Here is a 19,156-nt window from a genome sequence, read left to right as displayed (position 1 = left end):
GCACCACGGCATTTAAGATGGGGGTATCGGAGTTGCTTGGCAGGCATCCGGACGTTTTGAAGGAGAGACAAAAATGGAAATCACCATCCCGATAGATTTTGAACAGATGAAAGAAGTTAAAGTGGAACTGACGCGGTTTATAATGTCATATAAGTTCGCGCTCCATGAAGTGATGACGAAGATTAATATTTTAAAAGAGGAGTTCCAATACATTCACGACTATAATCCGATTGAACATGTAAAATCGCGGTTAAAGTCGCCGGAAAGCATTTTAAATAAAGTGTACAGAAAAGGGTATGAATTATCCCTTGATTCGATCCGGGAAAATATCCGTGATATTGCCGGTGTCCGGATTACGTGTTCATTTGTTTCCGACATTTATGAAATCAGCAGAATGATCCAAAACCAAAAAGATGTGAAACTGATAGAATGCAAGGACTACATTAAAAATCCGAAGCCGAATGGCTATCAGAGCCTCCATTTGATTATCCAGATCCCGATTTTTATGTCGGACAGGGAAGAGCAGATGTATGTTGAAATCCAAATCCGCACGATTGCCATGGACTTTTGGGCAAGCCTGGAGCATAAAATTTATTATAAATATGACCAGGATGTGCCGCGCCATTTGAAGCAGGAACTGAAGGAAGCGGCACTGCAGGCGGCACAGCTTGATTTGAAAATGGAAAAGATCCAAAAAGAGATGAAAGAAATTAAAAGGCGGAACAGCGAAAAAAGCGCGCATCAGCTGGTGATAGATTCAGAAATGCTGCAAATTCCAGAAGAGCTTTTTAAAGCGGCTTTAAACGATACGAATAGGAAGGGATCGATTTGATCATCAATTTGAACGATATGCCAAGGTTCATTCGGTTTGAAATGGAAAAATTAGGCGAAATGATTGCGCCAAAACTAAAAAAAGCTAACCAATATGCGTTTTGGTCAAAACCGCTCATTTTTGTTGCGGCGCTCAATTTATTTTTATTGCTGATTGTATTGCCAAAGCAGAACCAGTCAATTCCGCTTTTGGTTTTTTGTGCGTCAGCCGGGGCCTTTGGCGTGGCATTGCTGCAGGAGTCGCGGATATTAAGGAAAGAGATTATGAAGTTCAGCTTTTCCTATATGATGAAACGGATTGAAAAAAGCGATATCGTTCCCGAAACGGTGAAAAAACGTTACACTGCGTTGATTCAAAATGAACCTGTCAATATTTTTCTTCATTTCATCCATTTTTTAGAAGAAGAGCACGGCAGTGGAAAGGATGCTTATTAAAATAAAAAATCCGTACAGCCATTGAAGGCGTGCGGATTTTTTACACGGCTTATACGAGCAGGTTTAAGATCACTTCATTTGTCAGGTTCGGGACGATTTCCAACGAATAATGCATTTCCATCCGTTCGAGTTTTTTATGGGCGTCCATTCCGTATGGCCCGATGTTGATGACCGGCACATTTAAGGCTCGGATTTTTTCATAGTCGACGCAGAGTTTCGTTCCCCAGGCAGGGTTATTTTTCGCCATTGCATCAATTTCTTCCGCACTGTCGCTGATGGCAACGAAACTCATATCAGAAATATACGGGAAAAAGTTTCGCGTCACGATCGGATGAGGGTAGTGCGGCTGTACGGCGGCCACGGCTTCATCCAATGCCTTAAGCAACGCCCGTTCTTTTTCATTTTTTCCGGGAAGTTCCACGCGCGGCGAGTAAAGCGACGAATAAAACACGATGATGGCGGGGCTTTTGTCTGCCATCCATTTCCACGCTTCTTCCACGGCTTTTGCTGCAAACATGCGCGTATCCAGTTCCTTGTTTCGCAAAAGCCATCCTTTAAAATCTTCCATATGTCTTGTAAAAGCAGAACCGTGTTCGGCAATCAAAATATTCTCCATCTCTTCGTATAACAGCACCCTCGGTTTCCATGAGGTCTTCCCGAAACACTCCCCACTCATCTCCGCAAACCGGCGTTTTCTGTTTTCAAATGTTGCAAGTGCCGCTTCAAACGCTTCGGCAGCAACTTTCTTTAATTTTTCCAGTACTTCTTTCGGCGACCAAGAGTAACTGAAAAAATTATAGTAAACATAAGAGGCGAGCGCCGTTTGTACCGTGTAGGACGGCTTCAGATCGGTTTGTTTTAATGACACCGGCGGCATCGTTGTTTCCCCAAAGGCACGGTTGCAAAGCTCCGGGTTGTAATCGATCCGTTTGGTGAGCTCGGCTGCAATCAAATTCGGATCCAGGCCTTCAAAACAAGCCCCTACATGCGTTTCCGCGCCGGTAATATAAAAAGAAGGAAGCAGTTTGCCGATTGTCCCTTTGTAAATGTAGCGGTTTTCGTCGCCTTCAAAGCGCGGGGCGACAAAATCAGCATTGATGGCCGCAATGTACGCAAGTCCGTGTTCTTCTTTCAATTTTTGGAATGTATCCAACGCGCTTAACACCCCGTGTGATCCGTCTTCTTCATCGCACTCCGCCAATAACAGTAAATTTCCGGCCAGTTCTTTCGGATGCTCTGCGTAATATTGAATGAGGAAAAGATGGGAGGCAAGCCCGCTTTTCATATCCAGAATGCCCCTGCCGAACAGCCAACCCCCGGATTGCAAATGGTTTTTAGCCTGATCCAGAAGCGGCTCCTCCTGCAAAGCTTCCATCAGTTTCTCGGGGTCGCACGCATAAGACTTCAGCCTGTTAAAATCATCGGTTCCGACCGTATCGGTATGCCCCATCAGAATGACAGTCCGGCCGCTTTTTCTCTTTTTCCCTTTTACAAGAGCAAAAACATTGTACCTTTCCAGGTTATCATCGGTTGTCCGCTGCAATATAAGATGCGTCGGGTGCTTTTTGTAATATGGCAAATCCGACAGCCACCCGAAGATTTTTCGGGCAATTATCTTTTCCCCTTCTGTATTGACAATGCTTTCGATCTGCATGAGCCGGTTTGTCCAGGCAAGCACTTTTTCACGGCAAGGCAGCATTTTAAAAGACCCCTTCCTTATGTAAAAAATTCGTTATCTTCTTCCATTGTAACGCCGAAGCGTCTTCTTGTCGTGATGAAAAAGGCGGGGAGGGAGCATAATAAACACAACAACCTTACGAAGGGGAATTGTGATGAAGCGGTTTTGCTGGATTCTATTTATACTGTTAATCATTTTATCAAGCGTCCATCCGGCTAAAGCTGCGCGGAAAACAAGAAATGATTTCGAAAAAACGGGCCATGCTTTCTGGAATTTGAAAACGGATGAAAAAATGGTGGCGATCACGTTTGATGACGGCCCGGATCCCGTATATACGCCGCAAATCCTGGATACGCTTGAAAAATACCATGCGAAGGCCACTTTTTTTGTGATCGGTGCCCATGCCGAGGAAAACCCGCATATCATTCAGCGCGAGGTGGAGGAAGGACATGAGGTGGCAAACCATACGTATCACCACTTCTCCCGGTTTGCCGGCAAAAAGGTATTGGCAAAAGAACTGGCGCAAACGAGCGACACGATCCAAAGCATCTCAGGGTACCGCCCTTCGCTGTTCCGCCCTGTTGGGGGGTATTACAATGACACGATCATCCAAACAGCGATTAAAGGGAATTATGAAGTGATTTTATGGTCGTGGCACCAGGATACGGAGGATTGGAAAAGGCCTGGAGCTGATAAGATTGCCCGGCATGTTATTTCGTCAGTCCGGCCGGGGGATATTATTCTGCTTCATGATGCAGGGGGAGACCGGAGCCAGACGGTAAAAGCTTTGGATACGATTTTAAAATTTTTAACAAAAGAAGGATATGAATGTGTTACGGTTTCGGAAATGCTGTACCGCGCCAAATCGATTATTCCAAAGTTCCAGCTGTTTCCGTCCGATTAAAAATAAAGCTGCAGCTTGCCCGTGCAGGATCTGCAGCTTTCCGGCTTATTCGAAATTGAGCCGGTAATCTTCTGACTTAATCATTTTTAGTTTTCTTGAAAAAACATAGATCAGCCCGAGATTCAGCACGACCGGTAGAATAAAGAAAGTGCTGAGCATAATGGCAATATTTTTGGCAGTCCAGCCACCTTCAGCCAAATGAATGAAATTGAGCGGGCCGACTAAGCCGGACAGTCCGAAACCTGCGCTGTACGGTGTGCCCTGGATATGGAACACCCCGGCCAGCGCGCCGAGAATGGCAGCCGTAATCAGCATTGGAAAAGCAATTTTCGGTTTCATAAAGAAATTCCGCATTTGGATTTTCGGCGAGCCGAGCACATGGGCAAGGGCGGTGTCGAGCGAGTTGGCTTTATAGCTGGCGATTGCAAGACCGACTCCCGCGGCGCAAATGCCGAGATTCGCAGCGCCCGACCCGACGCCGGAAAGCATGATGACCGTCGCTACTCCGACCGTTGAGATCGGCGATAAAATGATCAGGCAGAAAACGACGGCAATAATGGCGCCCATCACAATTGGCTGCATGCTTGTTACATTCGCCACCCCGACGCCGACAAGGCCTGTAGCCGCTTTAATATACGGCAAGATGGCAAGCCCGATCATGCCCGGTATCAATATGCTCAAAGTCGGCATCAACAGAATCGAATAAGCCTTCAGCCGTGTGCCGATCCATTTCACGAATAATACGGCCAAAGCGGCGGTAATTCCGGTGTTAATTACAATGCCGATCCCGTTTAAGGCGAATATTCCGTCTGCTGTTTTTTGGATCGCGCCGCTTCCAACCACCGCGGCAATGCCGATGCTTGCGGTTTGGATCGGTGTCAAGTTAAAGGTGATGCCCACCATCACGCCGATTAATACAGGCAGCATGCTCATGATGATGACGGTCGCATCCAGCACATGCTGTAAATAAGGCGCATGCGGAATGATCAGCTTTAAAATTTCCCCGAGTAAAGCATTTGGGATCAGAGAGACGACAATTCCGATGCTCATTCCGTTTAACAATTTGCTGAAGAAATCTTTCATTGTAAGATAGCCCCCATTTTGCTTTCGCTGCTGGTGCTGCGGAGTTTGCGTCAACGCATGTCTATTTGCGATTGATTATACAAAACATTCAGACTAGAGTCAACGATTTTTTTAATGCTTTACCGCATGTTTGTATATATGCATAAAAGCGTTAAAAATTAAACATATTTTGATGCAAGAAAAAAAGAAAACCTGCGGGAAAGCAGGTTTTGCTGATAACGCTTTAAAAATGCTGTAAATTAATCTTCAACAGGCTGTTGGTCGATTGTAATGACGCGTGTGGAAACATTGATGGTTTGTTTAACATCATATCTGCAGCTGGAGACCCGGACGGATGAATCGTTGACCGAAAAAGCGATGACGGTCTCCAAATCTTCATCAAGCACGGCAAACGCATACTGGTCTTCCTGATTCGTGTACAAGTGGTACGTTTCATGAATGACAACTGTCCAGCGGTATGGCAGGAATAATGTTTTTGTTTCCATAACCTTTCTCTCCCTAAAAATTTTGTTCACTGAAACATATTCTGCTTATTGCGGCAAATTTTCTGCTTTTGATGGAGCTTGGATTCTACAGGTATTTTGCAACATATACCTGTGGAAATTAGGGGCAAATTCGATTACAATAGGAATTATGCGCAAAACTCCAGAAAAGAGGGTTAGAATGGAAAAGAAATCCATTTTCGGATTGACGATAGAACAACTGACTGAATGGATGCTGGAACACGGCCAGAAAAAATTTCGCGCCCAGCAGGTATGGGAGTGGCTGTACCAAAAAAGGGTCAATCGTTTTGCAGAAATGACGAACGTGAATAAAGATTGCCTCCGCCTGTTGGAGGAGCATTTCAGCATCCATACGTTGAAGCAGGTTGTGAAACAGGAATCAAAGGACGGCACGGTGAAATTCCTGTTCCAGCTTAGGGACGGAAACTTAATTGAAACGGTTTTGATGCGCCAGCATTACGGGCTGTCGGTATGTGTCACGACGCAGGTCGGCTGCAACATCGGATGCTCTTTCTGCGCAAGCGGTCTGTTGCGGAAAAACCGCGACTTGGAAAGCGGCGAAATTGTTGAGCAGATTATGTACGTACAGAAACATTTTGATGAAGCAGGCAAAGGCGAACGCGTCAGCCATGTGGTTGTCATGGGGATTGGCGAGCCGCTCGATAATTTTGAGAACGTGGTGAACTTCCTGCATATCATTAACTCGCAAAAAGGGCTTGCGATCGGGGCACGCCACATCACGGTATCGACGAGCGGCCTGGCGCCAAAAATTTACGAGTTTGCGGCCCTCGACCTGCAGGTGAATTTGGCGATCTCCCTGCATGCGCCGAATAATGAGCTGAGGACGCGCATTATGAAGATCAACCGCGCTTATCCGTTAGAAAAATTAATGCCGGCCATTGATTATTATTTAAAGAAAACTAACCGCAGAATTACGTTTGAATATATTTTGCTGAAAGATGTGAACGACCATAAAGAAGAGGCGCTCCAACTCGCAAATTTGCTGCAGGACAAGCGCCATTTGTCCTATGTCAACCTGATCCCGTACAATCCTGTCAATGAGCACGGGTACCAAAGAAGTGATAAAGAATCGATTATGGCGTTTTACGACACGCTTAAGAAAAACGGCATCAATTGCGTCGTGCGCCAGGAACACGGTGCCGATATTGATGCCGCATGCGGCCAGCTCCGCAGCAAACAAATTAAAAAAACAAGCAAACCGGCTTGAAAAAAGGCCCGTGCCGCTTTTCAGACTTGTGAACCGAAAGCGGTGTGGGCTTTTTTCTTTCTCCTGAAGCGGGCGTACGTTTAAAACTCAAAACAAATGGGATAGTAAGCGGATACCTGTATTTATATACTGCAAATTTAAAAACGGTTGCATATTGCACGAATCCAATTAAGGCGCAAGAACCGTCCATAGTCTTCACCATAGCGGCGTTGAATGGTAAAAAATTTTTCGGAAAGGTCTCGACAGCGGGCTCTTTTTTGCGCGGTAAAGCATACTATAAAATAAGAAAGTAACTCCAGAAACGTGTAAAGTTTCCTTACGTCAAACAAGACAAGAAAGCAAAATAGGTGTATAATGGGAATGAAAATACAGATTTTACAGAATAAATTTCAGGTAAGGAGGTGCCCTCATGATGCGAAACTGGTTTAAAAGAAAAAATTCAAAAATTGTTACCCTTGTCTCGCCGATTGCCGGCAATATGATCCCATGCAAAGATACGGGCCAAGCATGCAAAGGAGGCATTGCCATCCAGCCGCTTGAAGGAAGAGTGCACTCGCCTGCAGCAGGCAGAATCACCCATATTTCTCCAGAAAACAATGCCATCAGTTTAATGACGGAACAAGGTTTGGAAATCACCATCCGCCTGAATTCGGAAGATGCCGCAATGGAAAGCGAAGAGTTTGTCATCCTGGTGAAGGAAGGCGATCACATTACCGTTGGAGCTCCGCTTATGGAATTTTCCTTCCAATTGACAGATGCGAAAGCAGAAAACATTTATTCCTCCATTTCAGTTTCCAATATGGACCAAGTAGAAAGCATGGAAGTACCACCGGCTCAAACGATCGGGCTCGATGATTGGGTTATGCGCATCAAAATGAAACCGGGCAATCGCGGATAAAAAATGTTAAAGGAGAGTGGCTCCCATTTTTCACGTTGGCCGGGGAGAAACCTAAAAATGCCGTAAAGATGCATCGTCTTTACGGCATTTTTAGTTCGGAAATTGTACGGAAAATGTTAAATTCGATTGAAGCATCGCATGGTATGGTGAACATGAAAGGTTTTTGGAAAAGAGGTTGAAAGCCATGCCAAAAAGGGAACTGAATAACGGACCGGTTATCCAAAAAGAAAAGGAAACCGTATCCCAAATGATTGCGATTTACTGCAGGAAAAAACACCACCGCAAAGAGCTGTGCGAGGAATGCCTCGATTTAAAAAACTATGCGTTAAAAAGGCTCTCGCTCTGCCGGTTCGGCGAAGAAAAGAGCGCCTGCTCCAACTGCAAGGTCCACTGCTATCGGAAAGACTACCGTGAAAAAATCAGAAAGGTCATGCGCTTCTCCGGCCCGTGGATGCTCCTCTATCACCCCGTATTTTCTGTTAAGCATCTGTTAAAAAAATAGATTTTCTACGTTCAAAAAATGAAGCGGGCGGAAAACTTTTTTAACAAGTAGTCCGTTTCTGTTTGATGCCATCTATGCCGCGGGCGGCCGGAGGACAAGCCCTGCATTTGAGAAAGAAGCAGCCTTATTTACTTCGGCAGCTTTATGCAATGTAAACCGATCGGTGTGTGCACGGCGGTACGGTATTTTTTGAAAGAAGCGAATCGACTGAACCAGCCGTGTGTGGTAACAGGCGGTGATATGGAACAATTTTCACGGCAGTTTATTGAAGCGATTGCGGCCACCGCCATTGGCACTTGAATATTGTATAAGGATCCCATGCAGGGGGCAGGGATGTTCCCTGCATTTTTGCTCCAGTTATTTGTGAAATCTATTACAAAAATAGATTTATTCGGCTTAATATATTATCATGAAAGCATGTGAAAAATTTTTCGGATGCAAGGAGCAGAAAAATATGTATAAATTGATTGCGATTGACATGGACGGAACGCTTTTAAATGACCAGCATGAAGTAACGCATGAAGTGCGGGAGGCTTTACATAACGCGAAAAAACAAGGGGTGAAAATTGTGCTTTGCACCGGGCGGCCGATCGGGGGTGTCCGCCGTTTTCTTGAAGATTTAACGCTGAATGAAGAAGATGATTATGTCATCGCCTACAACGGTGCACTTGTGCAAAACACCCATACGAACGAGGTTGTTGCGGAGCAGTCGATCGGTTATGAAGATTTGGTGCGGCTGTATGCGCTCAGCCTGGAATTGAAAACGCCGATGCATTTCTTCGATCCCGAGTATTTATATACACCAAACCGCGATATCAGCCCATATACGGTTGTGGAATCCTATTTGACCCAGGTGCCGCTGCACTACCGGACATTGGATGAATTTCCGCATGACATTGTGATTCCAAAAGTCATGTTTATTGATGAGCCGGAAAAACTGAGCCGTACGATTGAAGCGATCCCGGGCTGGGTGCGCGATCAGTACACAATGGTGAGGAGCATGCCATTTTATTATGAAATCCTCCATAAAGAAGTGAGCAAAGGCAATGCCGTCAAACTACTTGCCGAACACCTTGGCATCCGCCGCGAAGAAGTGATCTGCATCGGCGACAATGAAAATGACTTAACGATGATTGAATACGCGGGCTGTGGCGTTGCGATGGGCAATGCGGTTCCAAAAGTGAAAGCCATCGCTGATTTTGAGACCCGCACAAACAACGAAAACGGCGTTGCCTACGCGATCGAAAAATTGGTACTGTCGTGATGGAAGGGTGATGCTCTTAAAAGCCTGTCACTAACTTTGGGAACCCCTTGTTTTAAGGGAAAACCCTGAGCAAATGGTCTTTAAATCAATTATATATGCAAGATTTTAAATAAGCTTTTTCTTTTATAACTGAGACAAATCTTTTTCCTTCTCTTATCCCTTCAATATAACGATATATTTTTATTGTGGATGATAACTGAGGTCCGGTTCAAAAAGTTTAGACAAAACGGGCAAATGCTAAACCAGCAAAATCCATTTGCATATTACCGAGTGGCGAAAAAAAGCAAATTTCGGAACTATGATCTGAATCACACCATATTCCTTTTTCTTTGAGTAAAATAAAAAGAAATCTTGAGGAAAGAGGGAATTGAAAATGGAAATGCCGCATTGCGCAATGATGCATGGCGAGGCAGATATCGAATGGTGTGCAGGCCTCAAACAGCTAAAAAATGAGCATGTACATTTAAGCGAATTAAAACGCGCGTTGAATGAAGCAGCGGGGCAGATCCACAACGGTGAAGTTGAAAATATAACGGAAGCATTGTCGCAGTTTCGAAAAGATACAGAAGCTTTTTCCGCACGGTTGAAACATCATTCCGAAAGGGAAGAAAATGTTTTGTTTACGATGATGGCGCGCTATATCGGCAGGGACAGCGGGCCGATCGCTGTGATGGAATATGAGCATGATGAAGCGGAAAAATACATCGAAATTTTCTTGAACAGCACAAAAACGATCGACGAAGAGCAGGCTGACGTGCTCGCTTCCTATATCCAGCAAATGTACGAAATGCTCACAAGCCACTTCTTTAAAGAAGAAAACGTTCTGTTCCCGATGGCGGAAAACTTGCTTTCGCCTGCAGAGAAGAAAGAGTTGGAAGAAAAGATTTGCGCAACTGCAATTTGATCAAAAGCAGAAGGCAGCCCCGCCTTCTGCTTTTGATTTTAATCAACCCAATTTTTCTTTATAATACCGCCCGACTGAATCGGCCGTGACAATAGCAGCGTAGACAAGCTCAGGGGTGATTTCAAACGGCATATTGTAAATGGTTCCCCCTTCCGCGCAGGAAAGTTCAGCCGCTTTCCGCAGTTTTTCTTCATTGATTTCCTTAACGCCCAAATCGGCGAGCGTAACCGGAAGACCGATGCTCAGGCAGAAAGAAACGACCACTTCAATTTCTTCTTCCGGGGCATCTTCCAAAATCAGCTGGACGAGGGTGCCGAATGCGACTTTTTCGCCATGGTACATATGATGCGTTTCTTCCAATACGGTCAACCCGTTATGGATGGCGTATGCCGCAGCCAGGCCGCCGCTTTCAAAACCGATCCCGCTCAAATAGGTATTCGCTTCAATAATTTTTTCCACCGATTCGGTAACGAGGTGGTTTTTGGCCGCTAGTTTTGCTTTCAGTCCTTCTGCAATGAGTGTGTCGTAGCAAAGTTTCGCAAGGGCAACGGCGGCTTCCGTGACATGCCCGCCGGCCATCGCCGTTTTGTTTGCCCGTTTTGTCGCGCGCGCTTCAAAGTAGGTTGCAAGCGCGTCGCCCATGCCGGAAACAATTAGGCGGGCAGGTGCCGAAGTAATGATTTTCGTATCCGTGATGACAAAAGTTGGGTTGAACGGCAGCATGAGATATTCGTCAAACTCGCCGTTTTCTTTATAAATGACGGAAAGTGCGCTTGTCGGGGCATCGGTTGAAGCAATGGTCGGTGCGACAATAACAGGGATTTCGTTAAAGTATCCGATTGCTTTTGCGGTATCCAGCGTTTTCCCTCCGCCGATTCCGACAACCACATCGGCTTCTGCGGCTTTGCAGGCGGTACGCAGCCTTTCAATTTCCTGTTTAGAACATTCGCCGTCGAATTTTTCCATCGTATAGCTTGTTTCTTTGCCGGCATAGCTGTCTTCGATTGTTTTGCCAACAAGGCCTGTTACAAATTCATCTGCTATGATAAATGCGTGTTTTCCGAGCCGGCCGGAGTATTCCGAAAGCTTGGACAGTTCGCCGGGTCCTTGAATATACTTGCTTGGCGAGATAATCGTTTTCGTCATGGCCATTCCTCCTTATGTATGTGAAAAACTTAACAAATATAACTCTATCTTACCGCATATTTACCAAAAGAAAACGTTTTTTGGAAACGCTCACAAATTATTCGTAAATATGCTTGAATGATTCAAAAACGTTCAAAAAAAGAAGAAGAGCGGTTAAAATAAGGTTGATTCGATTAAATGTGACAAAATTTTGATCGGTTTTGATGAAAAATGATATTTTTTGATTGAAAACGGTTGATTATGAAATCGTTTGTGATAAAATATCATCAGACGGAGGAATAAAACATGTTAGCAGAAGAGCGGCATCAAATCATTTTGCGGTATTTGCAAAAAAAGCATATTGTAAAAGTCCAGGATTTGGTGAACCTGTTGAATGCTTCAGAATCAACTGTCAGGCGCGATTTGCAGGATCTTGAAGCAATGAATTTGCTCAGGCGCGTCCATGGCGGCGCTTCCCTTTTGCAACGTCGGAGTGAGGAACCGGATATGGATACAAAAACGCTCAAAAACGTTCAACAAAAAAGGATCATTGCCCAATTGGCAGCAAAAATGGTCAAAGACAATGACTGCATTTATCTGGACGCCGGAACGACTACGCTAGAGATGATCTCTTATATAGAGGCAAGGAATGTAATCGTTGTCACCAACGGACTTCCGCATGTAGAAGCGCTTGTGGAGAAAGGAATACTGTCGTATCTCCTCGGCGGGATGATGAAGCGAACGACAAGGGCGGTTATCGGTAGTGTCGCGATGCAGACATTGAATGGCTTCCGGTTTGATAAAGCGTTTTTGGGTGCAAATGGCGTGGATCCCGAAATGGGCTTTACGACGCCGGATCCGGAAGAAGCGCTGATTAAGCGGCGCGCAAAAGAACTTTCCGAACAATCTTTTGTGCTTGCAGACAGCAGCAAATTCCAAGAGGTGGCCTTTTGCAAAATGTTTGATATTTCAGAAGCCGCTATCATTACTGAAGAACTGCCGGATGCGGTAAAATCAACCATTTTAAACAAAACGAAGGTGATCACCCGCGAAGACAGCGAATGAATGCAAAGCAGCTATTTTCCCCCGGAAATGAAAAAGACTGTGCATGAAGAAAAGTAACAATATCCATCTTAAACATAGATCACAAGTATTCCACTTCATCGTTTGTTTGGCCACTATGGGAAGAGGTATTGTTGTTGTATTTGAAAGAAAAGGAGTGAGTGGGATGAAAATAACTGATTTGATGGTTCAAGAGACCATGGTTATGGATATGCAAGCGACAACGAAAGAGGAAGCCATTGATGAACTGATCGAGAGTCTGTCAAAGAGCGGCCGCATCAATGACCCGGTTCTTTTTAAAGAAATGATTTTAAAACGCGAACAGGAGTCGAGCACAGGGATCGGCGACGGGATCGCCATGCCGCATGCCAAAACAAAAGCGGTCAACAAAGCGACAGTCGTATTCGGGCGCAGCAAAAAGGGCGTTGATTACGAAGCTTTGGACGGCCAGCCGTCATACTTGTTCTTCATGATTGCGGCCCCGGCAGATGCTGCGGATACGCACTTGCAAACCCTGGCGGCATTATCGAGGTTGCTCATTGACCAGGAGTTTGTCAACCAGTTGAAACAGGCGGAAACTCCTGCTGAAGTGGCGAAACTGTTTGACGACAAACAGGCTGAAAAAGAAGCAAAAGAAGCGCAGGAAGAAGCGCCGGCAGCCGGTACAAGCGCCGGATCCGATGAGAAATTCATTGTTGCGGTTACTGCCTGCCCGACCGGGATTGCCCATACGTATATGGCGGAAGATTCCCTGAAGAAAAAAGCGGAAGAAATGGGGATTCCGATCCGTGTTGAAACGAACGGTTCGGAAGGTGTAAAGCACGGCCTCACAAAAGATGAAATCGAACGCGCAGTCGGCGTTATAGTTGCTGCCGACAAGAAAGTTGAGATGGCGCGCTTTGACGGTAAACGCGTGCTGCAAACGCCGGTCAGTGATGCGATCCGGAAGCCGGAAGATTTGATCAATAAGGTATTGAAGCAGCGTGCACCTGTCTATCATGCGGACAGCTCGGCCAGCAGCAATGATGATGAGCCAGCGGAAAAAACATCCGTTTGGGGAAAAATTTACAAAGATTTGATGAACGGGATTTCGCACATGCTGCCATTTGTTGTCGGCGGCGGGATTTTGCTCGCGATTTCGTTCCTGTTTGAAAGAACGGCCGGCGCAAACAGCTCGATTTTTAAAATGCTGAGTGCGATTGCAGGTGGCGATACAGGGGCATTCCACTTCCTGATTGCGATCTTGGCCGGATTTATCGCTTCGAGCATCGGCGACCGCCCTGCATTAATGCCTGGTATGGTCGGCGGTTACCTCGCAGCAAGTTCAAATGCCGGTTTCCTTGGCGGCCTGGCAGCCGGTTTCCTTGCAGGGTATGTCATTGTATTTTTGAAAAAGGCTTTTGCCGGCCTTCCTCAAACGCTTAACGGCTTAAAACCGATTTTGATTTTCCCGGTTTTCGGCTTATTGATTACCGGTGGATTGATGTACTATATTTTTGACCCGATCATTAAATGGATCAACACAGGCTTAATTGGCGGATTGAACCACTTAGGCACAGGTAATGCGGTGCTTTTGGGACTTGTTCTCGGCGGCATGATGGCGATCGACATGGGCGGCCCGTTCAACAAAGCGGCCTATACGTTTGCAATTGGTGTATTCACGTCAAGCGGAAACACGAACGGCCTTATGATGGCTGCGGTTATGGCCGGCGGTATGGTTCCTCCGCTTGCAATCGCCCTTGCGACTACGTTCTTTAAAAATAAGTTTACCGAACAGGAAAAAGAAGCAGGCCTTACAAACTATGTGCTCGGTCTTTCCTTTATCACTGAAGGCGCAATTCCGTTTGCGGCATCCGACCCGTTGCGCGTCATCGGTTCGAGTATCATCGGGTCTGCGGTTGCCGGCGGTTTGACACAATTCTGGCATATTAACGTGCCTGCTCCGCACGGCGGCATCTTCGTTGTTTTCCTTGCCAACCATGCACTGTTGTTCCTTGTTTCGATTATCATCGGTGCAGTGGTTGCCGGCTTGATTCTCGGCATTTGGAAACGGCCGGTTGCACAAAAAAATATGTAATATTGACGATAGGGGGGCTGTCCCGTAAGCCGGCAATACGGCTTTGGGCGGCCTTCTTTTTTACGGATTAAACTACGGCTGGTACTTTTGCCGCCATTGTGAAGGGATTTGTCTTTCACCGGTGCCATGAAGGACAAAATGAGCCGGGCAGATTGTGGTTTTTGTCTTTCATCGGCACCATGAAGGACAAAACGGGACGGATCGATCTTTGTTTTGCCTTTCCTCCCGTCCGATGTATTTTGAACCTCAATCCGTTTACCCTGCCTCCTGCATTCCCTTTTTCCGAGTTTGGCGCGAAAAGCATTGAAGCACCGGCGGATTCGCGATAACATAAATACATCATAATTTTTTCAACAATCTCTAAAAATTGATCGTTTGGCGGTCCTTTGCTTCATTAATCCAACCGAGATTTGGGTATAGTTTTATTAGCTGTCTTGATACAGAGAAATAAGGAGAAATTTTCCAAATGGACATGTTTCTAATTTTGCTGATTTTGCTATTGCTGGTTGGAATTTCCGATATACTGAACCACTTTATGCCCTTTATTCCGGTGCCGTTAATTCAAATTGTGCTGGGGCTCGCTTTTGCCGCCGTTCCTGTCGGGGCCCATATTCCGCTGGAGCCGGATTTGTTTTTCGTTTTGTTTATTGCCCCGCTGCTTTTTTACGACGGCAGAAACGTATCGCGAGAAGCAATGTGGAAACTGCGGTGGCCGATTTTGCTGCTTGCGCTCGGGCTTGTATTTGTGACCGTATTTGTGGTCGGTTACGTGACGCACCTGCTGATTCCTTCCATTCCATTGGCGGCAGCTTTTGCTTTGGCAGCGATTTTATCTCCTACCGATGTTGTAGCGGTCAGCGCCATTTCTGAACGTGTAAAAGTCCCCCGCGTCATCATGCATCTGCTGCAGGGCGAAGGGCTCCTGAACGATGCATCCAGCCTTGTTGCATTTAAATTTGCGGTCGCCGCCGCGGTCACCGGGTCGTTTTCACTTGCCGAGGCAAGCGGCAGTTTTTTGCTTATCTCAATAGGCGGCTTTTTCGGCGGCTCAGTTTTGGCTTATCTCATTATCCGGTTCAGGGTTTTGATCCGCCGACTAGGGATGGAAGATGTCACGGTCCATATGCTGATCCAAATTTTAACTCCGTTTTTTATTTATCTGGCGGCGGAACATATGCAAGTCTCCGGCATTTTGGCTGTTGTTGCCTGCGGAATGGTGCATGCGATTGAACGGAAAAGGGAACAATCCCCGAACTTTTCGTACCAAGTTGTGTCGCGCAGCACCTGGACGGTTTTGACCTATATTTTAAACGGGCTTGTTTTTGTACTCCTGGGCCAGCAAATGCCGGGCGTTTTGAGTGAAATTTGGAAAAATCCGGAGTTTGATAACGGCAAAGTGATTTCGTATATCATCGTGGTGACGGCAGCCCTTTTGCTGCTCCGGTTTCTCTGGGTGTATGGTTCGTGGTGGCTCGGCTGGAAGTCCAAAAAGCAGCGTTTGACGAAGCCGTCGGTAAAGCATACAATGATTACCACTGTATCCGGGGTGAGGGGGGCGGTTACGCTTGCCGGTGCATTTTCCATTCCATACTATCTTGTAAACGGGGAACCGTTTCCGGAACGTTCGTTGCTAATTTTTATTGCCGCCGGCGTCATTTTGCTGACGCTGTTGATCGCAAGCGTTCTTTTGCCGGTTTTGGCGAGGCGGGAGAGTGAAAAAACGGACCAGTCGGAGAGGAAAGCGGAAAAAAATGCATCGATTTTTATCAAAGAAGCGGCCATCCAGTCTGTGCGCAAGCAAATCAATGATGAGAACCGGGAAGCGGCGGCCGCGGTCATTGCCGACTATCAAAGTATTCTCCATCAACTGAAAATCGAGGAAAACGAAATGGATTTGCCCAAATTTAAGCGGATTGAAACGGACATAAGGATGAAGGCGCTCGATGCGGAAACGCATTATATTGAATCCCAGATCGAGTCCAAACGCATCGACCGGGAAATGGCTTTTTTATTCCTTGAATATATCCGGCGCATGGAGATTGCCGTTACCAATCGAATGAAGTTCCGGCTCTTGAATATTTGGGTGACCTTCCAAAAAGGTTTCATACGGTTGCTTTACATGCTTTACCCCAACAAGAAAAAACTCCGTAAACAGCGCAAAAACCGTTATTTAAAAATGAAAAAAATCAAAATTGAAATGGCGGAAGCGGCCATCCAGTCAATTAAATCCGGCGTGACAGAAGAGAACAGGGAAATTTCTTTTCTTGTCATCAGCGAATACCGGAAGTTTATCCGTAATTTAAACATGCCGAAAAACATGGAAGCATCACTAAAGTTTACCCGGCAGGAAAGGGAACTGCAGGAAAAAGCCTTCCAAGCCGAGCGCAATGCTGTCCAGTCCCTTTTTGAAAGGGGAAAAATCTCAAGGGACACCGCGCGTAAACTCCGACGGCAAATCAATATCCGGGAAGTGTATTGGATGGAAGAACATCACCTCCATGCGTGATATAATGAACATAGATATTGTTAGGTATGCCGTGCGTATGGGGAAAATTAATGAATCGAGGTGCCTGCGATGTATTTAACCGTTCAGGAAACAGCGGAATATTTGTCTTTGCCGGAATCAACGATTGAAAAATTAATTCTGCAAAGGCGGATACGCGCCGTGCATGACGGGGAGCAGTATTTAATTAACCGTGACCAGTTTAATATGTATTTGCAGCAGCTCGAAAAATACAGGCAACTTGTGGAAGAATGGCTGAACGAGCCGGTACCGGAAGATTTGGACATAAAAGATGAGGACTAGGCTTGCGATTGGAGGACTTTGGATGTTTGACAACGTAAAAGGAAAGCTGATCGTATCCTGCCAAGCTTTGGAGGATGAACCGCTTCACAGCCCGTTCATCATGTCCAAAATGGCACTCGCTGCAAAAGAGGGCGGAGCGGCCGGCATCCGGGCAAATGGCGCCGAAGATATCCGGGCCATTAAGGCGGAAACCGGGTTGCCCGTAATTGGCATTGTAAAAAGGGATTATGAAGGCTCTGAAGTTTATATTACACCGACGAAAAAAGAGATCGACGAACTGCTCGGCGTAAAGCCGGATATGATTGCGCTTGATGCGACCGGCCGCGTACGCCCGAACGGCGAACAGCTTTCCGGATTGATCGGGTATGTCCATGAAAAAGGCCTGCCCGTCATGGCCGATATTTCCACATATGAAGAAGGTTTGCACGCGGCTGAACTGGGCGCAGATTGCCTTTCGACGACTTTATCCGGCTACACCCCATATTCTCCAAAACAGGAAGGGCCTGATTTTGAACTGCTCCGGAAGCTTTCAGAAACGCTCACAATTCCTGTGTTTGCGGAAGGCCGTATCAATACGCCGATGGACGCGCAAAAAGCGTTTGGGCTCGGGGCATTTGCAGTAGTCGTCGGTTCAGCAATCACGCGCCCGCAGCTGATCACGAGAAAATTCGTGGACGCCATTATGGTGCAGAAATAAAGAGACAGCTGTTTTTCTTCCTTTCATTCCCGGCTTTTGGTAAAATGAGAAAACTGAAACTGCCCTGCATAAGCAGGTGTACGTCACGAGAAAAGCGGGAAGGTGAAGAAAATGGCAGATTCATCCATATCCAAGCGGAAAGCGGAACATATCCGTGTGGTGCTTGAAGAAAATGTAGCCGGGAAAGAAACGACAACTGGCTTTGAGAAATACCGCTTTGAACATCAGGCGCTGCCTGAACTTGATTTTTCCGAGATATCCACGGAAACGGCTTTTCTCGGCAAGCAGCTTAAGGCGCCGTTTTTGATCAGTTCAATGACCGGCGGTACGGCCCAGGCGCGCAGTATTAACCGCAATTTGGCCGCCGCGGCGGAGGAAAGAGGCTGGGTGTTTGCTTTAGGGTCGACCCGGGCAGCGTTGGAAAGCCCGGAACAGGCGTATACTTTCCAAGTCCGAGATGTGGCGCCGAATATTCCGGTGCTTGCCAATCTCGGTGCCGTCCAGCTGAATTACGGATACGGCGTGGACGAATGCCGGCGAATCATTGAATTGACAGGGGCCGACGCGCTTATTTTGCATTTCAACAGCCTGCAGGAAGTGTTCCAGCAGGGCGGGAACACGAATTTTAAAGACTTGCTTGTAAAAATTGGAGAAATTTGCAGCAAGCTTGAAGTTCCGGTCGGCGCCAAAGAAGTCGGCTGGGGCATTAACGGCCGGCTCGCAGATAAACTTTTTTCCATTGGCGTTTCCTTTGTCGATGTCGCCGGTGCGGGCGGCACATCATGGAGTCAGGTTGAAAAATATTTGACGTCGGATCCACTGAAGAAGGCGGCAGCAGAAGCCTTCGCCGATTGGGGAATTCCGACGGCGGAATGCATCACCGGCGCGCGCAGCCTCGGTGTGGAGGGTACTTTGGTGGCAAGCGGCGGCATGAAAAACGGCGTGGATGCAGCCAAAGCGATTGCACTCGGGGCCGACCTTGCGGGATTTGGTAGAAAACTATTGCACGATGCGGTCAATTCGGTTGATGCTTTGCTCCGGACTTTTGAGCAGACGGAACTTGAGCTGAAGATCGCGATGTTCGGGATTGGGGCGAAGGACTTAAATGCTTTGAAGCACACGTCGTTTTTGAGAAAAACCGATTGATGATTGGCAAAAA

18 protein-coding genes are annotated in these 19,156 nt (G+C 46.5%); 14 read left to right on the top strand and 4 right to left on the bottom strand.

The features are described 5' to 3' along the window. Positions 1-73 precede the first annotated feature (73 nt). Together BpJC4_RS11950 and BpJC4_RS11945 are read left to right on the top strand one after the other, a co-directional pair. The gene (locus tag BpJC4_RS11950) at positions 74-832 is read left to right on the top strand and encodes a GTP pyrophosphokinase (RefSeq protein WP_151697952.1); all 759 of its coding nucleotides are present in this window, start codon (positions 74-76) and stop codon (positions 830-832) included. After that, positions 829-1,266, top strand: a complete 438-nt coding sequence (locus tag BpJC4_RS11945; protein ID WP_151680828.1) for a DUF5392 family protein — start codon at positions 829-831, stop codon at positions 1,264-1,266. Before BpJC4_RS11950 ends, BpJC4_RS11945 begins: the two co-directional genes overlap by 4 nt. A gap of 49 nt (positions 1,267-1,315) precedes the next feature. Here the strand turns inward: BpJC4_RS11945 and BpJC4_RS11940 are convergent, their stop codons facing one another. Continuing rightward, positions 1,316-2,965 (bottom strand): M20/M25/M40 family metallo-hydrolase, encoded by a 1,650-nt coding sequence (locus tag BpJC4_RS11940; RefSeq protein ID WP_151680829.1) that lies wholly within the window; start codon positions 2,963-2,965, stop codon positions 1,316-1,318. Between the two features lie 133 nt (positions 2,966-3,098). Between BpJC4_RS11940 and BpJC4_RS11935 the strand changes: the two genes are divergently transcribed. Next, positions 3,099-3,848: a polysaccharide deacetylase family protein gene (locus BpJC4_RS11935; protein ID WP_151697951.1), complete on the top strand. Its 750-nt coding sequence runs from the start codon at positions 3,099-3,101 to the stop codon at positions 3,846-3,848. Between the two features lie 45 nt (positions 3,849-3,893). On the opposite strand, the gene BpJC4_RS11930 is transcribed toward BpJC4_RS11935, so the two are convergent. Further along, the gene (locus BpJC4_RS11930) at positions 3,894-4,931 is read right to left on the bottom strand and encodes a PTS sugar transporter subunit IIC (protein ID WP_151697950.1); all 1,038 of its coding nucleotides are present in this window, start codon (positions 4,929-4,931) and stop codon (positions 3,894-3,896) included. Between the two features lie 239 nt (positions 4,932-5,170). Further along, positions 5,171-5,416 carry a hypothetical protein gene (locus BpJC4_RS11925; RefSeq protein ID WP_151680832.1) on the bottom strand — a complete coding sequence of 82 codons (246 nt, stop codon included), beginning with the start codon at positions 5,414-5,416 and terminating at the stop codon, positions 5,171-5,173. Positions 5,417-5,594: 178 nt separating this feature from the next. Here BpJC4_RS11925 and rlmN point away from each other — a divergent pair, with 178 nt between their 5' ends. The 5 genes from rlmN to BpJC4_RS11900 all read left to right on the top strand — a co-directional run bounded on the left by rlmN (position 5,595) and on the right by BpJC4_RS11900 (position 10,230). Next, the gene (rlmN, locus tag BpJC4_RS11920; protein ID WP_151680833.1) at positions 5,595-6,662 is read left to right on the top strand and encodes a dual-specificity RNA methyltransferase RlmN; all 1,068 of its coding nucleotides are present in this window, start codon (positions 5,595-5,597) and stop codon (positions 6,660-6,662) included. 409 nt (positions 6,663-7,071) lie between these two features. Continuing rightward, entirely contained in the window at positions 7,072-7,560 is a 489-nt protein-coding gene (locus BpJC4_RS11915; protein ID WP_253693690.1) for a PTS sugar transporter subunit IIA, read from the top strand. Between the two features lie 184 nt (positions 7,561-7,744). After that, positions 7,745-8,062: a nitrous oxide-stimulated promoter family protein gene (locus tag BpJC4_RS11910; RefSeq protein ID WP_151680834.1), complete on the top strand. Its 318-nt coding sequence runs from the start codon at positions 7,745-7,747 to the stop codon at positions 8,060-8,062. Positions 8,063-8,516: 454 nt separating this feature from the next. Beyond that, positions 8,517-9,326, top strand: coding sequence for a sugar-phosphatase (gene yidA, locus BpJC4_RS11905; RefSeq protein ID WP_151680835.1), 810 nt, complete (start codon positions 8,517-8,519; stop codon positions 9,324-9,326). A gap of 373 nt (positions 9,327-9,699) precedes the next feature. Continuing rightward, positions 9,700-10,230, top strand: a complete 531-nt coding sequence (locus BpJC4_RS11900) for a hemerythrin domain-containing protein (protein ID WP_151680836.1) — start codon at positions 9,700-9,702, stop codon at positions 10,228-10,230. Between the two features lie 42 nt (positions 10,231-10,272). Here BpJC4_RS11900 and BpJC4_RS11895 read toward each other — a convergent pair whose 3' ends face one another. After that, positions 10,273-11,376: a glycerol dehydrogenase gene (locus tag BpJC4_RS11895; protein WP_151697949.1), complete on the bottom strand. Its 1,104-nt coding sequence runs from the start codon at positions 11,374-11,376 to the stop codon at positions 10,273-10,275. A gap of 285 nt (positions 11,377-11,661) precedes the next feature. Here BpJC4_RS11895 and BpJC4_RS11890 point away from each other — a divergent pair, with 285 nt between their 5' ends. The 6 genes from BpJC4_RS11890 (at position 11,662) to fni (ending at position 19,143) form a co-directional block, all read left to right on the top strand. Beyond that, entirely contained in the window at positions 11,662-12,420 is a 759-nt protein-coding gene (locus tag BpJC4_RS11890; RefSeq protein ID WP_151680838.1) for a DeoR/GlpR family DNA-binding transcription regulator, read from the top strand. A gap of 163 nt (positions 12,421-12,583) precedes the next feature. After that, positions 12,584-14,494, top strand: a complete 1,911-nt coding sequence (locus tag BpJC4_RS11885) for a PTS fructose transporter subunit IIABC (RefSeq protein ID WP_151697948.1) — start codon at positions 12,584-12,586, stop codon at positions 14,492-14,494. Positions 14,495-14,960: 466 nt separating this feature from the next. Beyond that, positions 14,961-17,000: a Na+/H+ antiporter gene (locus BpJC4_RS11880; protein WP_151697947.1), complete on the top strand. Its 2,040-nt coding sequence runs from the start codon at positions 14,961-14,963 to the stop codon at positions 16,998-17,000. Positions 17,001-17,069: 69 nt separating this feature from the next. Continuing rightward, on the top strand, positions 17,070-17,300 hold the full coding sequence (locus tag BpJC4_RS11875; RefSeq protein WP_151680841.1) for an excisionase family DNA-binding protein: 231 nt from the start codon (positions 17,070-17,072) through the stop codon (positions 17,298-17,300). A 22-nt stretch (positions 17,301-17,322) separates the two neighbouring features. Then, a complete protein-coding gene (locus BpJC4_RS11870) occupies positions 17,323-17,997 on the top strand; it encodes an N-acetylmannosamine-6-phosphate 2-epimerase (RefSeq protein WP_151680842.1) in 675 nt (224 codons plus the stop codon). Positions 17,998-18,108: 111 nt separating this feature from the next. Next, positions 18,109-19,143, top strand: coding sequence for a type 2 isopentenyl-diphosphate Delta-isomerase (gene fni / locus BpJC4_RS11865; protein WP_151680843.1), 1,035 nt, complete (start codon positions 18,109-18,111; stop codon positions 19,141-19,143). Positions 19,144-19,156 lie beyond the last annotated feature (13 nt).

It is taken from the genome of Weizmannia acidilactici (assembly GCF_008974185.1).
GTDB lineage: Bacteria > Bacillota > Bacilli > Bacillales > Bacillaceae_C > Weizmannia > Weizmannia acidilactici.
The sequence above is the reverse complement of the archived record's forward strand: the minus strand, read 5'-3'. Positions and strand labels throughout refer to the sequence as shown.

Bases quoted from the DNA above. Each gene is read 5' to 3' on its own strand.
- BpJC4_RS11870 (WP_151680842.1), top strand. From the start codon at position 17,323: ATGTTTGACAACGTAAAAGGAAAGCTGATCGTATCCTGCCAAGCTTTG.
- fni (WP_151680843.1), top strand. From the start codon at position 18,109: ATGGCAGATTCATCCATATCCAAGCGGAAAGCGGAACATATCCGTGTG.
- BpJC4_RS11890 (WP_151680838.1), top strand. From the start codon at position 11,662: ATGTTAGCAGAAGAGCGGCATCAAATCATTTTGCGGTATTTGCAAAAA.
- BpJC4_RS11880 (WP_151697947.1), top strand. From the start codon at position 14,961: ATGGACATGTTTCTAATTTTGCTGATTTTGCTATTGCTGGTTGGAATT.
- BpJC4_RS11935 (WP_151697951.1), top strand. From the start codon at position 3,099: ATGAAGCGGTTTTGCTGGATTCTATTTATACTGTTAATCATTTTATCA.
- BpJC4_RS11895 (WP_151697949.1), bottom strand. From the start codon at position 11,376: ATGACGAAAACGATTATCTCGCCAAGCAAGTATATTCAAGGACCCGGC.
- BpJC4_RS11910 (WP_151680834.1), top strand. From the start codon at position 7,745: ATGCCAAAAAGGGAACTGAATAACGGACCGGTTATCCAAAAAGAAAAG.
- BpJC4_RS11885 (WP_151697948.1), top strand. From the start codon at position 12,584: ATGAAAATAACTGATTTGATGGTTCAAGAGACCATGGTTATGGATATG.
- BpJC4_RS11875 (WP_151680841.1), top strand. From the start codon at position 17,070: ATGTATTTAACCGTTCAGGAAACAGCGGAATATTTGTCTTTGCCGGAA.
- BpJC4_RS11930 (WP_151697950.1), bottom strand. From the start codon at position 4,931: ATGAAAGATTTCTTCAGCAAATTGTTAAACGGAATGAGCATCGGAATT.
- BpJC4_RS11900 (WP_151680836.1), top strand. From the start codon at position 9,700: ATGGAAATGCCGCATTGCGCAATGATGCATGGCGAGGCAGATATCGAA.
- BpJC4_RS11950 (WP_151697952.1), top strand. From the start codon at position 74: ATGGAAATCACCATCCCGATAGATTTTGAACAGATGAAAGAAGTTAAA.
- BpJC4_RS11940 (WP_151680829.1), bottom strand. From the start codon at position 2,965: ATGCTGCCTTGCCGTGAAAAAGTGCTTGCCTGGACAAACCGGCTCATG.
- BpJC4_RS11915 (WP_253693690.1), top strand. From the start codon at position 7,072: ATGATGCGAAACTGGTTTAAAAGAAAAAATTCAAAAATTGTTACCCTT.
- yidA (WP_151680835.1), top strand. From the start codon at position 8,517: ATGTATAAATTGATTGCGATTGACATGGACGGAACGCTTTTAAATGAC.
- BpJC4_RS11925 (WP_151680832.1), bottom strand. From the start codon at position 5,416: ATGGAAACAAAAACATTATTCCTGCCATACCGCTGGACAGTTGTCATT.
- rlmN (WP_151680833.1), top strand. From the start codon at position 5,595: ATGGAAAAGAAATCCATTTTCGGATTGACGATAGAACAACTGACTGAA.